This is a genomic window from Albidovulum litorale (assembly GCF_025751495.1).
Lineage (GTDB): Bacteria > Pseudomonadota > Alphaproteobacteria > Rhodobacterales > Rhodobacteraceae > Albidovulum > Albidovulum litorale.
The window spans coordinates 112,094-125,954 of record NZ_JAOWKZ010000005.1; the positions used below are offsets into that span (position 1 = coordinate 112,094).

The 13,861-nt window shown below is 62.8% G+C and carries 16 protein-coding genes; 9 read left to right on the forward strand and 7 right to left on the reverse strand.

From position 1 onward, the window contains the following. Positions 1–12: 12 nt before the first annotated feature. Genes OEZ71_RS18425 through OEZ71_RS18435 form a run of 3 tightly spaced genes read left to right on the forward strand, consistent with a single transcriptional unit; the run spans position 13 to position 2,757 of the window. Positions 13–888: a F0F1 ATP synthase subunit gamma gene (locus OEZ71_RS18425; protein WP_263741545.1), complete on the forward strand. Its 876-nt coding sequence runs from the start codon at positions 13–15 to the stop codon at positions 886–888. Positions 889–906: 18 nt separating this feature from the next. Then, positions 907–2,349, forward strand: coding sequence for a F0F1 ATP synthase subunit beta (gene atpD, locus OEZ71_RS18430; protein WP_263741546.1), 1,443 nt, complete (start codon positions 907–909; stop codon positions 2,347–2,349). Between the two features lie 9 nt (positions 2,350–2,358). Then, complete coding sequence (locus OEZ71_RS18435; RefSeq protein WP_263741547.1) at positions 2,359–2,757, forward strand: F0F1 ATP synthase subunit epsilon; 399 nt, start codon at positions 2,359–2,361, stop codon at positions 2,755–2,757. A 95-nt stretch (positions 2,758–2,852) separates the two neighbouring features. On the opposite strand, the gene OEZ71_RS18440 is transcribed toward OEZ71_RS18435, so the two are convergent. Next, entirely contained in the window at positions 2,853–4,193 is a 1,341-nt protein-coding gene (locus OEZ71_RS18440; RefSeq protein WP_263741548.1) for a hypothetical protein, read from the reverse strand. Positions 4,194–4,526: 333 nt separating this feature from the next. Between OEZ71_RS18440 and OEZ71_RS18445 the strand changes: the two genes are divergently transcribed. Further along, positions 4,527–4,796, forward strand: a complete 270-nt coding sequence (locus OEZ71_RS18445; RefSeq protein ID WP_318527857.1) for an H-type lectin domain-containing protein — start codon at positions 4,527–4,529, stop codon at positions 4,794–4,796. A gap of 9 nt (positions 4,797–4,805) precedes the next feature. Here OEZ71_RS18445 and OEZ71_RS18450 read toward each other — a convergent pair whose 3' ends face one another. Next, positions 4,806–6,743, reverse strand: coding sequence for a DEAD/DEAH box helicase (locus tag OEZ71_RS18450; RefSeq protein ID WP_263741550.1), 1,938 nt, complete (start codon positions 6,741–6,743; stop codon positions 4,806–4,808). 416 nt (positions 6,744–7,159) lie between these two features. Between OEZ71_RS18450 and OEZ71_RS18455 the strand changes: the two genes are divergently transcribed. From OEZ71_RS18455 to OEZ71_RS18465, 3 genes are read left to right on the forward strand one after another with little or no spacing between them, the layout of a single operon-like run. Then, a complete protein-coding gene (locus OEZ71_RS18455; protein ID WP_263741551.1) occupies positions 7,160–7,798 on the forward strand; it encodes a DUF1326 domain-containing protein in 639 nt (212 codons plus the stop codon). 17 nt (positions 7,799–7,815) lie between these two features. Beyond that, positions 7,816–8,631, forward strand: coding sequence for a DUF2182 domain-containing protein (locus OEZ71_RS18460; protein ID WP_263741552.1), 816 nt, complete (start codon positions 7,816–7,818; stop codon positions 8,629–8,631). Positions 8,632–8,679: 48 nt separating this feature from the next. Then, a complete protein-coding gene (locus tag OEZ71_RS18465) occupies positions 8,680–9,315 on the forward strand; it encodes a DUF1326 domain-containing protein (protein ID WP_263741553.1) in 636 nt (211 codons plus the stop codon). A gap of 36 nt (positions 9,316–9,351) precedes the next feature. Here OEZ71_RS18465 and OEZ71_RS18470 read toward each other — a convergent pair whose 3' ends face one another. Then, a complete protein-coding gene (locus tag OEZ71_RS18470; RefSeq protein WP_318527858.1) occupies positions 9,352–10,371 on the reverse strand; it encodes a ribose-phosphate pyrophosphokinase in 1,020 nt (339 codons plus the stop codon). 112 nt (positions 10,372–10,483) lie between these two features. Here OEZ71_RS18470 and OEZ71_RS18475 point away from each other — a divergent pair, with 112 nt between their 5' ends. Then, complete coding sequence (locus OEZ71_RS18475) at positions 10,484–11,095, forward strand: 2-hydroxychromene-2-carboxylate isomerase (protein ID WP_263741555.1); 612 nt, start codon at positions 10,484–10,486, stop codon at positions 11,093–11,095. Next, positions 11,095–11,904 carry an alpha/beta fold hydrolase gene (locus tag OEZ71_RS18480; RefSeq protein ID WP_263741556.1) on the forward strand — a complete coding sequence of 270 codons (810 nt, stop codon included), beginning with the start codon at positions 11,095–11,097 and terminating at the stop codon, positions 11,902–11,904. Before OEZ71_RS18475 ends, OEZ71_RS18480 begins: the two co-directional genes overlap by 1 nt. Positions 11,905–11,959: 55 nt before the next feature. On the opposite strand, the gene trmD is transcribed toward OEZ71_RS18480, so the two are convergent. From trmD to rpsP, 4 genes are all read right to left on the reverse strand, one after another. Next, entirely contained in the window at positions 11,960–12,700 is a 741-nt protein-coding gene (gene trmD, locus OEZ71_RS18485; RefSeq protein WP_412175661.1) for a tRNA (guanosine(37)-N1)-methyltransferase TrmD, read from the reverse strand. Between the two features lie 68 nt (positions 12,701–12,768). After that, positions 12,769–13,275 carry a ribosome maturation factor RimM gene (gene rimM / locus OEZ71_RS18490; RefSeq protein ID WP_263741558.1) on the reverse strand — a complete coding sequence of 169 codons (507 nt, stop codon included), beginning with the start codon at positions 13,273–13,275 and terminating at the stop codon, positions 12,769–12,771. Then, the gene (locus OEZ71_RS18495; RefSeq protein WP_263741559.1) at positions 13,265–13,417 is read right to left on the reverse strand and encodes a hypothetical protein; all 153 of its coding nucleotides are present in this window, start codon (positions 13,415–13,417) and stop codon (positions 13,265–13,267) included. Before OEZ71_RS18495 ends, rimM begins: the two co-directional genes overlap by 11 nt. A gap of 14 nt (positions 13,418–13,431) precedes the next feature. After that, positions 13,432–13,833, reverse strand: coding sequence for a 30S ribosomal protein S16 (gene rpsP / locus OEZ71_RS18500; RefSeq protein ID WP_263741560.1), 402 nt, complete (start codon positions 13,831–13,833; stop codon positions 13,432–13,434). Positions 13,834–13,861 lie beyond the last annotated feature (28 nt).

The window sequence follows — 13,861 nt, forward strand, 5'->3', positions numbered from 1 at the left end:
GGGGACAGGGATATGCCCAGCCTTAAGGACCTGAAAAACAGGATCGAAAGCGTCAAGTCGACGCGGAAGATCACCAAGGCCATGCAGATGGTCGCGGCGGCCAAGCTCCGCCGCGCCCAGGAAGCTGCCGAATCCGCGCGTCCTTACGCCGAACGGATGAACGCGGTGATGTCGGGCCTTGCCGCCTCGGTCGGCGGATCGGACTCTGCGCCCCGGCTTTTGGCCGGGACGGGGGAAGACAAGACCCATCTTCTGGTGGTGATGACGGCAGAACGTGGCCTTTGCGGCGGCTTCAACTCTTCCATCGTGAAGCTTGCGCGGGCGAAGGCGAATGAGCTGATCAAAGCTGGCAAGACGGTGAAGATCCTGACCGTCGGCAAGAAGGGCCGTGAACAGCTGAAGCGTGATCTCGGCAACCACTTCGTCGCCCATGTCGACCTCTCCGAGGTCAAGAAGCTTGGCTATGACAATGCGCAAGGAATTGCGCGCGATCTTATCCATCGTTTCGATGCGGGTGAGTTCGATGTTGCCACGATCTTCTTCAACCGCTTCGAGTCGGTGATCAGCCAGATCCCGACCGCGCAGCAGGTGATCCCGGCGAAGTTCGACGCCGAGGAAGGCGAAGGTGCCTCGACGCTCTACGACTATGAGCCGTCCGAGGAAGAGATCCTTGCCGATCTTCTGCCGCGTGGCCTTGCCACCCAGGTCTTCACCGCGCTTCTGGAAAACGGGGCGTCGGAGCAGGGGGCGCGGATGTCCGCGATGGACAACGCGACGCGCAACGCGGGCGACATGATCGACAAGCTGACGATCCAGTTCAACCGCTCGCGTCAGGCCGCGATCACCAACGAACTTATCGAAATCATTTCGGGCGCCGAGGCGCTCTAAGGGAACCGGAGAAACTCTATGGCAAAAGCACCGAAAGCAGCTGCCGCAGTCGGCCGGGTGACGCAGGTCATCGGCGCCGTCGTGGACGTGCAGTTTGACGATCACCTTCCGGCGATTCTGAACGCGCTTGAAACCGACAACAATGGCAAGCGTCTGGTTCTGGAAGTTGCCCAGCACCTGGGCGAAAACACCGTGCGCACCGTCGCCATGGACGCGACCGAGGGTCTCGTGCGCGGCGCTGCCGTGACCGACAAGGGCGAGCCGATCTCGGTTCCCGTCGGCAACCCGACGCTGGGCCGCATCCTGAACGTCATCGGCGAGCCGGTGGACGAAAAGGGCCCGGTCAAGGCCAAGGAAACCCGCGCCATCCACCAGCCGGCGCCGGAATTCAACGAACAGGCGACCTCGTCCGAGATTCTCGTGACCGGCATCAAGGTCATCGATCTTCTGGCGCCCTATTCGAAGGGTGGTAAGATCGGCCTCTTCGGCGGTGCGGGCGTTGGCAAGACGGTTCTGATCATGGAACTGATCAACAACATCGCCAAGGTGCACTCGGGCTTCTCGGTTTTCGCCGGTGTTGGCGAACGGACGCGTGAGGGCAACGACCTTTACCACGAGATGATCGAATCCGGCGTTATCGTTCCGGACGATCTGGAGAAATCCAAAGTGGCCCTTGTCTACGGTCAGATGAACGAGCCGCCGGGGGCGCGTATGCGTGTGGCCCTCTCCGGCCTGACGCTGGCCGAGCAGTTCCGCGACCAGTCGGGCACGGACGTTCTCTTCTTCGTCGACAACATCTTCCGCTTCACGCAGGCGGGTTCGGAAGTGTCCGCACTTCTCGGCCGTATTCCTTCGGCCGTGGGCTACCAGCCTACGCTGGCGACCGACATGGGCGCGATGCAGGAACGCATCACCTCGACCAAGGCTGGCTCGATCACCTCGGTTCAGGCCATCTACGTTCCGGCCGACGACCTTACCGACCCGGCACCGGCGACCTCTTTCGCCCACCTCGACGCCACCACGGTTCTGTCGCGCGCCATCTCGGAGCTTGGCATCTACCCGGCCGTTGACCCGCTGGACTCAACCAGCCGGATCCTCGACCCGGCCGTTGTCGGTGAAGAGCATTATCAGGTGGCCCGTGACGTTCAGGGTATCCTCCAGCGCTACAAGTCGCTGCAGGACATCATCGCCATTCTCGGCATGGACGAACTGAGCGAAGAGGACAAGCTGACCGTGGCCCGCGCCCGGAAGATCCAGCGTTTCCTCAGCCAGCCCTTCGACGTGGCCAAGGTCTTCACCGGTTCGGACGGCGTTCAGGTGCCGCTCGACAAGACCATCGCCTCCTTCAAGGCCGTCGTTGCGGGCGAGTACGACCACCTGCCCGAAGCCGCCTTCTACATGGTCGGCGACATCGAGGAAGTGAAAGCCAAGGCGCAGCGTCTGGCCGCGGAAGCGGCGTAAGGGGGCGAGATGGCCGATACGATGCAGTTTGACCTTGTGTCCCCTGAGCGGCGGCTTGCCTCCGTTCAGGCCCGCGAGGTCCGCATTCCGGGCGCCGATGGCGACCTGACGGCGATGCCGGACCATTCGCCGCTGATCACCACGCTGCGTCCAGGCATCCTCACCGTCGTCTCTGCCGAGGGCACGAACGACTACGCCGTGACCGGCGGCTTTGCCGAGATTTCGGCGGCGGGTGCCTCGGTTCTGGCCGAACGCGCGATGCCGAAGGGCGAAGTGACGGCGGCCGATATGGACGGGCTGATCGCCGATGCAACTTCGGAAGCGGGGGAAGCTCCGGCCGAGGGCAAGGACGCCGCCAACAAGCTGGTGGCCGACCTTCAGGCGTTGAAAGCGGCACTCGGGCTCTGAGCCGAAAATATTTGGAAATGGATCGGGCGGCCCTTGGGCCGCCCGATCTGTTTTGGAGTGTAAGGTGGGTTTAAACTCACCTTACACCACGGCTCTTACGCTTCGCCGTCTTCTTCCTTGTCCTCGCATTCACCCACCGGGCAGCAGCGGTATTCCTGGCTTTTCTCGAGAAGCTGGATCCGCTTGGCCAGAAGCTGGTTTTCCAGATCCTGACGCACGAGGTCGAGTTCGATCGACTTCCGGCGGCTGTCTTCGCAGGTGTTGCACTTGTCGAGGCAGCCCTTGACCACGATGGCCTGGGTCGGCAGGCAGGTTTCGCGGGTGAAGCTGAGCTCGGCCGCGAATTTAGCCGAGACATTGCCGCCGACACGGTCGATGACACCCGCCTTGACCAGTTCGGCATCGACGGTCGCCAGCGCCTTGTCACGCTCTGCCTGCGACATCGGCGGAACTCGGACGGACAGGGCTGCACTGCGGGTAGCAAGCGCGAGGTTGAGGTTGCCCGCGCTGGAAAAGCCGCCCCCGCTGATTAGATTGGCCTTGTGCGCCGCGGCACTTGTCCTCCCTGCGGTTTCAATCTCGAGACGGTTCGCCTGAGTCGCCCGGATCCCGTCGGGGATGACGGCGACGCTGGATGCGGGCCGGATCGGACGCGCATCGACGCGGGCATCGCCTGCCCGGTCGATGACGCGGCGCAGGACGGCCTTGATGGTGAATTTCAGGGTCTGCTTCTTCACCAGCTGATAGGCGAGATAGGTCACCGCGTGGCACTGGTTGCGGTTCTCGAAAACACGCGTCGAGGCTTCATAGGCGCTTTCGCTTTCGCCCTCGGCGTGGCTCCTGCTTTGCACCTCGCCCACCGCAATGGAGTTTGCCGCGCGTGTCGCCTGCACCGACCGGTCATGTGAGGATGACGCATGCTGCGACAGTTCCCGCGCGAAATCGGCGCTGGAATTGGCATTAAAGTCGCCATCGACACTGGCGCTGCCGCCGCCTGCGAATCCGACCGTCCAGTAATCCGCGCTGCCATTCACCTCGAAGTCCGAATGCGACTGGCTGTTCGCCTCGGCCTGATCGCGGATCGTGAGATCGGACATGTAGCGGTCCATCGAGGACATGTAGAAGGTCTCTTCCGAGGCCTGCTCGTGCCGGTAGTTCACCTCTGACTCGCTGTCATAGCTGAATCGCGAATTCCGGGATGCGGTGTAGAGCCGGACTTTTTCACCTGGCAGGAGAGTGGTCGAATAGACCACATCTCCAAGGGCCAGCGGGCCGGGGCAGCGCTCCAACTCCGCGACATAGGTCAATTCAACCTGTGCGTTTGCGAGCGGAACCCTGAGGCGATAGGCGAATTGAAGCCGTTCGCAGCACGGGTCCTTGGAAAGTTCCGGACAACAGGGGATGTCATTCATCGAGATAAGATTGCCGTCGGCCATCTTGTTTCCTCCTGAAATTATGTCGTTTTCAAATTCCCCCATGGTCGAAATAATAAATGCGACCACGCTAGGGTTCGGGGAAATACAACCATAAGCCGACTCGCCCGGCGCGCGAAATGCTGGAATACCGGTACAGCGGAAATCGGCCGACAGAGATTTATGGCGGAGGCGAATCAATTGCGTACATCTGAATTTATCTTTGCCTGCCACGAGTTGCAGGATTAGATGGGGAAAAGCGGTTTAGGAAACGGTATGCGTCGTTTGCGGAGTCAAAGGGTTGGCGTTGAGCAGGGCTCAGTCGTTTTGTTTTCTGATTTCGAGGACGGCGGGATCATGTGGACCGGAAGCGGACCACGGGAGCTTCGCCACGCGGTTGCGTTTTCCGAAGCCTTTAGGCGCGCGCCCGTCGTTCAAGTCGGAATCTCCATGTGGGACATGGATCAAAAGACCAATATCAGGGCCGACATCTCGTCCGACAAGGTGCGGCCCGAGGGGTTCGAAATCGTCTTTCGCACTTGGAGCGATACACGTATCGCCCGCATCCGCGCCGACTGGCTGGCAATCGGCGAGGTCAGCGATGACGACGACTGGGAGGTCGTCTGACCCGACGCTTCAGTTCTTGCCGCGTTTCGGCGGCGCCATCCCGCCTTTGCGATGCGGGGCCTTTCCCGGCTTGGCGGGCTTGTTCGGCGCGCGGTCCTTTCGGGGGCTACCCGTGGAAGCGCCGGTTGCCGATTTACCGCCCTTGCGGTGGGGTTTCTTTCCAGCAGGTTTCGGCGCTTTGGGCGCAGGCGCCTCGGTCAGCAGGCCATGTTCGGCCGCGACTGGCGCGGGTATGGGACGGTCACGGTCGCGCTTCCTGTCCGGTGTTTTCCAGGCACTGTCGCCGGCGTCCCGGTTGGCCGCGTGTTTCGGTCCTTTCTTCCGGGGCGGTTCGGATTTCGGCCGCTCAGCGGAGCCGCCGAAGGGCGGCGCGTCGAGCGCGCGCAGCACCGCGCCGCCTTCAAGTCGTCCCTCAGGTCCAATTGCCGCCAGCATGGCCGGAGCACGCGCGGCGAGGACCTCTACGAAGGTTTCGGTTTCCTGCACCCGGATCGCACCGACGTCTTCGCGACTGATATTGCCCGCCCGGCACAGCATCGGCAGAAGCCAGCGCGGTTCGGCCTTGTCGGCCCGTCCGAGCGAGATCGAGAACCAGCGGCTAGGTCCGAAAGCCGGGCGCGGCCCTTCTGCTGCGCCCGGGGCTGCGAGTTCCTCGGGGGCAGAATGACGCCCCTGCCACGCGCGGACAAAGGCCGCCGCGATCCGCTCGGCCCCGTGCAGGTCGAGAAGACGCCGGGCAAACGCGCCGTCGCGTTCCCCAATGTCTTCGCTCCACACCGGATCGGCCAGCAGCCGTTCCTCGTCGCGGGCGCGCACGGCATCGGCCGAGGGCGCATCGACCCAAGCCGCAGTGACCTTGGCGAAACGCAGGATGTTCTCGGCCTTCTTGCGTGCGTTTTTCGGTACGATCAGCGCGCTGACGCCCTTGCGGCCCGCACGACCGGTCCGGCCCGAGCGGTGCAGAAGCGTTTCGCCGTTCGAGGGCAGTTCGGCATGGATCACCAGTTCGAGGTTCGGCAGGTCGATCCCGCGCGCGGCAACATCGGTTGCCACGCAGACCCGCGCCCGACCGTCGCGCATCGCCTGCAGCGCGTGGCTGCGCTCGGACTGGCTGAGCTCGCCTGACAGCGCCACGACCGCGAAGGCGCGGTTCGACAGCCGTGTGGTCAGCCGGTTCACGGTCGCGCGGGTATTGGCGAAGATGATCGCGTTCTGTGCCTCGTAATAACGCAGCACGTTGACGATCGCGTGTTCGACATCCTGAGTTGCAACCGGCATGGCGCGATAGTCGATATCGGCATGCTGGCTGCGTTCACCCGCCGTCGTCACCCGGACCGCGTCTTTCTGATAGGTCGCGGCCAAAGCGGCGATGGATTTCGGCACGGTGGCCGAAAACATCAACGTCCGCCGGTCTTCCGGCGCGGATCCAAGGATGAACTCCAGATCCTCGCGGAAGCCGAGGTCGAGCATCTCGTCCGCCTCGTCCAGAACAACGGCCCGGATCAGGCTGAGGTCGAGTGAGCCGCGCTGGATATGATCGCGAAGCCGCCCGGGCGTGCCGACGACGATATGGGCACCCCTGTCCAGCGCCCGGCGTTCGTCGCGCATGTCCATCCCGCCGACGCAGGAGGCAAGCGTGGCCCCGGTCATCCCGTAGAGCCAGCCAAGCTCGTGCCGGACCTGCAGGGCCAGTTCCCGTGTCGGTGCCACGATCAGTCCCAGCGGTGCACCGGCGGGGCCGAACCTGTCGGCGTCGGCCAGAATCGTCGGAGCGATCGCCAGACCGAAGCCCACGGTCTTGCCCGACCCGGTCTGGGATGACACCAGCAGGTCGGCCGCGGTGTATTCGGGCTGTGTCACGGTTTCCTGCACCGGGGTCAGCTGGTCGTAACCGCGATTGGCAAGTGCCTCGGCAAGAGGCCGGATCAGGGGGGAGGTTTCGGACATGGGTCGTCTTTCAGGGGCGCGATCGCCCGTCGGGAAGGGCCCCGGCGTATCGGGGCAAGCCCGCAGGGATGTGCCCCGCGCGCGGTGAATGACGGCACCTAAGCCGAAACGGTGCGGATGTATAGGGCTAATGCGAACGGGCCGCGTCGGACCCGAGCGCGAAGAGCCGAAATATCTAAGCCAAGAATTGGCGTCAGGGCTTCCAATACCATGGATTGCAACAACTGGGCTGACTGGCAACCTATGGAGGTGTTTTTGTGAGATTGCTGACAGAAAGCACCGTATCTGGTAGCATCGTGCCTTAATACGCGGGGCAGAAGCGCCAATTGAATTGGCCGATGTAACCAGTTCCGACCTCCGGGCAGAGTAATCGCGACCGATCTCGGGCGCGAATAAATCAGGAGGGGGACACATCCATGACCACTTGGGAAATCAAGGGCGAAGAACTCGCTAATTGTAACTGCAACTTTGGTTGTCCGTGCCAATTCGGCGTGTTGCCAACCCATGGCACCTGCGAAGCCGCAGTCGTCTACAAGATCGACAAGGGTCATTATGGAAACACCTCGCTGGATGGCCTGACTGCCGCAGCCGTCTACAAATGGCCGGGTGCGATTCATGAAGGAAACGGGCATGTGCAGCTGATCATTGATCCCAAGGCGGATGCTGATCAGCGCGCTGCACTCGAAGCCATCATGACGGGCGAAGATACCGTCGAAATGGCGACGATGTGGTTCGTCTTCGGGGCGATGAGCCCGCACAAGCATGAGACGATCTATGCACCGGTTTCACTCGATCTGAACATCGAGGACAGAACCGGGAAAGGCATCGCAAAGGGGGTCTTTGATATCGCCGCCGAACCGATCCCGAATATTGTGACGGGCGAGCCGCATCGTATCGGCATCGCTCTGCCCCACGGGTTCGAATTCGGGTTTGCCGAAATGGCGAAAGGGCAAACAAAGACGACCGGCGGTGATCTGCAACTCACGAATAACTCAGGCACCCACGCACATATGGCCAGCCTGCACCTGACCGGCGAAGGCCGTGTCGCGGCGTGAACTTGGCAGAGAGAGCTGTGGCTGGCGCGCCCGGGCCGGTTGAACGCGCTCTGGCGCGCGACAAGTGGATTGTGTTCGGCGCGGTAACGCTGGTCGTTCTTCTGGCAGGTCTCTACACAGTTGCGGGCGTCGGCATGTCAATGTCGGCGCTTGACATGACACGCATGGCCCGCCCTGTCGGTGAACCGATGGCGATGGGCGAGGCCATGGAATGGACCTTGGGATACGCGCTTCTGATCTTCCTGATGTGGTGGGTCATGATGATCGCGATGATGACCTCGAGCGCCGCCCCGGTCGTGCTTCTGTTCGCGGCACTGAAGCGGCAGGGCTCGCAAAAGGCCAAAGCCACAAGTCTCAGCATGGTCTTTCTGGCGGGCTATCTGCTTGCGTGGATGGGCTTCAGCGCGGTCGCAATGCTGCTGCAATGGCTGACGGAAAGCCTCGCAATCACCAATGGCCCGATGATGACGATTGGGTCAAAGCCGGTCGCGGGCGTCGTGCTGCTCATGGCGGGCCTTTACCAGTTCTCTAACCTGAAAGTCGCCTGTTTGCGGCATTGTCGGTCGCCCGCCCAGTTCCTGACCATGTACAATCGTAAAGGCTACTCTGGGGCACTCATGATGGGCCTGCATCACGGCAGCTATTGCCTGGGATGCTGTTGGGCGCTGATGGCGCTTTTGTTCGTTGGGGGGATCATGAACCTCTACTGGATCGTTGGGCTGGCGATCTACGTATTGCTTGAAAAAATCGTCCCGTACCCCCGCGTGTTCTCGCGGGTGGCCGGCGGTCTCTTGATCGCTGCGGGCTCAGGGGTCGTTCTTTCAGCACTTTGATATCGAAAGGGAGCGGACGCTCCGCCAAGACCGAGGAAAGGAAGCGATATGGCAAGGATAGACTGGTACATCGAAGGGCCCGCTTATGGGAACTGCAACTGCGGATACGCCTGCCCCTGTCAGTTCGAGGAAGACCCGACCCAGGGCAATTGCCGCGGGTTCGAGGTGATGGAAATCACCGATGGCCATTTCGGTAAGGTGGATCTGACCGGGGTGAAAGTAGCCATTCTCTATGCCTGGCCCGGACCAATCTACAAGGGCGAGGGGGAGATGCAGCTAATCATCGATGAAAGCGCCTCTGTCGATCAGCGCAAAGCACTGGAAACCGTGCTGACAGGCGGCGAAACGGATGAAGAGGCGACGCACTGGTGGGTGTTCCGCGCCATGAGCCCTACGCTGCATGACACGATCTACGCGCCCATTGGCATGGACATAGATATTGAGGCGCGCACGGCAAAGGTCAGCATCGGTAACGTCCTGTCTTCCGAAGGCCGACCGATCAAACCGCCGCACGGCGACGGCGCGCACCGGGTTCGGATCGACATGCCGAACGGTATCGAGTTTTCGATCGCCGAGATCGGAAGTGCGTCAACGACCGCAAGCGCAGCCATCAAGCTCGATCTGAAAGACAGTTACGGCCAATGGCATTTCATGAAGCATGGACCGAGCGGCGTCGTGCATTGAACCCGTGCATCGGCAAAGCCTTGACGCGTTAAGGCTTCAGCCGCGCGAATACATGCCTTCGTAGATCGGCCCCAGAGTCTCGGCGTCGAAGAGCGACGAAACCGAGGTACCCGACCAGATGTTCATGATCGCCTGCGCGAACATCGGTGCCGTGGGAACGATGCGGATGTTTTTCGCGGCCTTCACGGCGGCGGTCGGTTCGATGGAATCGGTGATGACGAGGCTTTTCATCACCGACTTCGTGACACGCTCCACGGCCGGACCGGAAAGGACGCCGTGGGTGATGTAGGAATGAACCTCCTTGGCGCCGCCCTGCATCAGCACTTCTGCTGCCTTGCAGAGGGTTCCGGCGGTATCGCAGATGTCGTCGACGATGATGCAGGTCTGGCCCGACACGTCGCCGATCACCGTCATCTCGGCCACTTCGCCCGCCTTCACCCGGCGCTTGTCGACGATGGCGAGGCCGCAGCCGATGCGCTGCGCCAATTCGCGGGCACGGGCCACGCCGCCCACGTCGGGCGAGACCACGGTCACTTCGTTCAGCCGGCCCCTGAAGTGATGCTCGATGTCGAGAGCAAAGATCGGCGAGGCATAGAGGTTGTCCACAGGAATGTCGAAGAAACCCTGAATTTGGGCGGCATGCAGGTCCATGGTCAGGACCCGGCCGACGCCCGCCTCGGTCAAGAGGTTCGCCACCAGTTTGGCCGAGATCGGCGTGCGCGCCTTGGCGCGACGGTCCTGGCGGGCATAGCCGAAATAGGGGATCACGGCAGTGATCCGGTCCGCTGACGACCGGCGGAGCGCGTCGGTCATGATCAAGAGTTCCATCAGATTGTCGTTCGCCGGGTTCGAGGTCGACTGGATGATGTACATGTCCTCGCCGCGGACATTTTCGAAGACCTCGACGAAGATCTCCTGATCGTTGAAGCGTTCGACCCGCGCGTCCACCAGCCCGACCGACATGCCCCGGTGCATCGACATCCGCCGGGCGATGGAATTGGCAAGCGGGCGGTTCGAATTGCCGGAAATGAGCTTCGGCTCGGTCATGGAGGGCATGGCGGGTCCTTGTCGTTCGGGGCCGCAAAACCGGGCCAGATGACGGATTCGTGACGTTGCCACCCGCTTATCATCGGGCTAGCGTCCGGGCAAACCCGAAGGAGTGCCGGAAATGCCACAGATCGACTACTTCCTGTCCACAATCTCTCCGTTTACCTACCTCGCCGGTACGCGGCTGGAAGAAATCGCGGCGAAGCATGGTGCGACGGTGACCTACAAGCCGGTCGATATCGGCGGGCTCTTCGGGCGCACGGGCGGCACGGCGCTGAAGGACCGGCCCGAGGGTCGCCGCGAATACCGGTTGCAGGAAATGACCCGGCAGGCAGCCAAGGCAGGGATGAAGATTAACCTTCAGCCGATGTTCTGGCCCACCAATGCCGCGCCCTCGGCTTACGCGATCATCGCGGCGCAGGCGGCCAAGGCAAAGGGCGCGGCAGGCGATCTGGGCGCATTCGTCCATTCGATCCTGCGCGCCTGCTGGGCCGACGAACGCGACATCGCCTCGGACGAGGTGATCCGTGACCTTCTTTCCAAGGCCGGGTTCGAGGCGGATCTGGCGGACAAGGGCCTTCTCTTGGGAGCCGAGACCTATGCCAACAATCTTGAGGAAGCCGTGAACCGGGGCGTCTTCGGTTCGCCCTTCTATCTCGTCGACAGTGGCCAGCGGTTCTGGGGGCAGGACCGTCTCGACGATCTTGACCTCCATCTTGCGGGCAAACTCTGATGCCACAGGAAGACCGGGCCGGCTTTCCGACCCATTGGCAGACATTCGGCACCGGGCCGCGCCCTGCGCTGGCGGTGCATTGCTCGCTGGCCAGTTCCAACGCATGGGCAGGGGTGGCCGAACGCCTCGCCGACCGGATCACCCTGACCGCCTTCGACCTGCCGGGCCATGGACGGTCGGCGGACTGGACGGGGGCGGGCGATTTTCTGACCCGTGCCACCCAGATCGCGGCAAGTTTCGTCGAGGAACCGCTGGACCTGATCGGCCATTCCTTCGGCGCGGTCGTAGCGTTGCGCCTTGCCATTGCCGCGCCTGATGCGTTCCGGACGCTGACGCTGATCGAGCCGGTCCTTTTCGCCGCGACAAAGGGCGAACCGGTATGGGAGGAGCATCTGCAAAACGACGCCTTGTTCGAACAGATGATGGAAGTCGGCGACCGCGAGGCGGCAGCACGGGCCTTTACCGCGATGTGGGGCACGGGCGTGGACTGGCAGGCAATGGACGACCGGAACCGCCGCGAACTGACCGACCGTATCCATCTGATCGGGGCGGGGCGGCCCGCGCTGTTCGAGGACAGCGGCGGTATCCTCGCGCCCGATGCGCTCGAAAGCCTCGACATGCCGGTACTTCTGATCCGGGGTGAGGCCTCGCCACCGATCATCGAGCGGATCGCCGAGAACATCGCGGCCCGCCTGCCCGATGTCGGCATCGCCACAGTACCCGGAGCCGCGCATATGGTGCCAATCACCCATCCCGCTCAGACAGCAGGCCTGATCGGGGTCAATCTGGATCGGTCACAGTGGCCGTGAATTCTGGATCGGTCACAGTTGCCGTGAATTCTGAACGCGCAGTCGCGCTAGAAAACTAAGCTTCCGACTTCGGAGAACGGGCGGACCACAGATCGGGCCGCCTTTCCATCGTCAGTCTCTCCGCCTCAGCCCGTCGCCATTTCTCGATCTCGCCGTGGTGGCCGGACATGAGGACAGGCGGGATCTCTCGCCCCTCCCACTTAGCGGGACGTGTGTATTGCGGATGCTCCAACAGGCCGTGGGAATGGCTTTCCTCTTCGGTGGAGGCGGCATTGCCGAGCACTCCGGGCAGGAGCCGTACCACGGCATCCAGCATCGCCTGCGCGGCGATCTCTCCGCCCGTCAGGACGAAGTCGCCAAGGCTGACCTCTTCGACCGCGTAGTGGTCCAGCACCCGCTGGTCGACGCCTTCGAACCGGCCCGCGAGCATCGTGATGCCTTCTGATGTCGCCCAGCCGCGGGCCATGGCCTGATTGAAGGGTTTGCCGCGCGGCGACAAGTAGACGACCGGCCATTTCGCCCGGTCGGCGGGCGTACCGATGGCGGCCTGATCGAAGGCCGCGCCCACCACATCGGCGCGCAGCACCATCCCGGCCCCGCCGCCTGCGGGCGTGTCGTCGACATTGCGGTGTTTGCCGATGCCAAAGGGGCGGAGCGGGATCGTCTCAAGATGCCAGAGCCCCTCCGCCAGGGCCTTTCCGGTCAGGCTGAGGCCGAGCGTGCCGGGAAAAGCCTCGGGGAAGAGCGTAATGATGCGGGCGGTCCATGCGCCTTTCAGACGCGGGGCCTCAGCCATCAGGTCGCGGGGTTTCAGCGAGGCCGAGACGGACAGACGCCCGTGCGACTTCGGTTTCTCGTCGTCCGTCACTCCGTTTCCTCCGGCGGGTCGGCGATGATCCGGCCGGCGGTGAGGTCGACCGTCGGTACGACCGTGCGGGTGAAGGGCAGAAGGAGCGCGGTCTTACGACCGGGCGCAAAGATTTCAAGGATATCGCCCGCGCCATGATTGTGGACCGCGCGGACGGTGCCGATTTTGGTTCCACAGGTATCGAAGACCTCAAGCCCGATAAGGTCGGTATGATAGAACTCGTCATCCGGCAGGCTGGGCAGCATCGACCGGTCGGCGAAAAGCTCGACACCGCGAAGGGCATCGGCCTCTTCCTTGGTGGCAATGCCGGAAAGCCGCGCGGCAAAGCCGTTATTGATGCTGCGGGTGATGCGGAGGGTAAAGCTGCGTTTGCCGTCCTCGGTCCAGAGGGGGGCATAGGCGGCAATCGCCTCTGGCTGGGCGCAGTAGCTTTTCAGCCGCACCTCGCCCCGAACACCGAAGGCGCCGCCAATGGCGCCGACGCAGACGCGGTCAGTTGCCATCCGTCACCTCCGGGCAGTCGGCCGCCACCGGGGCGGCGGCCGTTTTCGGGACCAGAATGCGATCGGTCTTCATGCCCAGCCAGAACGACCCCGCGCAAAGCGTGAGAGTGATGATCCGGCGCAGGAAGAAGCCGATCAGCATGTCTTTTCAGCGTCTTATTCGGACGCGGCTTCGTCGGCCGCAGCCTCTTCGGCGGGGGCGGCAGCGGCCTCAGAAGCCTTCGCCGATTTTGCGGCCTTTTCCTCAGCGCGCTTCTTGGCCTTGTCGCCAGGCTCGGCTTTTTTCATGTTGGCGCGGGTGGCCTTTTCTTTCACGCCGGCGGCTTCCAGCATGCGGGCGATGCGGTCGGTCGGCTGGGCGCCTTTGGACAGCCAGTGCTGCACGCGCTCCATGTCCATCTTTACGCGGTCTTCGGAGTCCTTCGGCAGCAGCGGGTTGTAGGTGCCGAGTTTTTCGATGAAGCGGCCGTCGCGCGGCATGCGGCTGTCGGCGGCGACGATCGAATAGAACGGACGCTTCTTGGAACCCCCACGGGCGAGGCGGATTTTCATAGCCATGTCATTTCTCCTATCTTGGCTTTGAAAC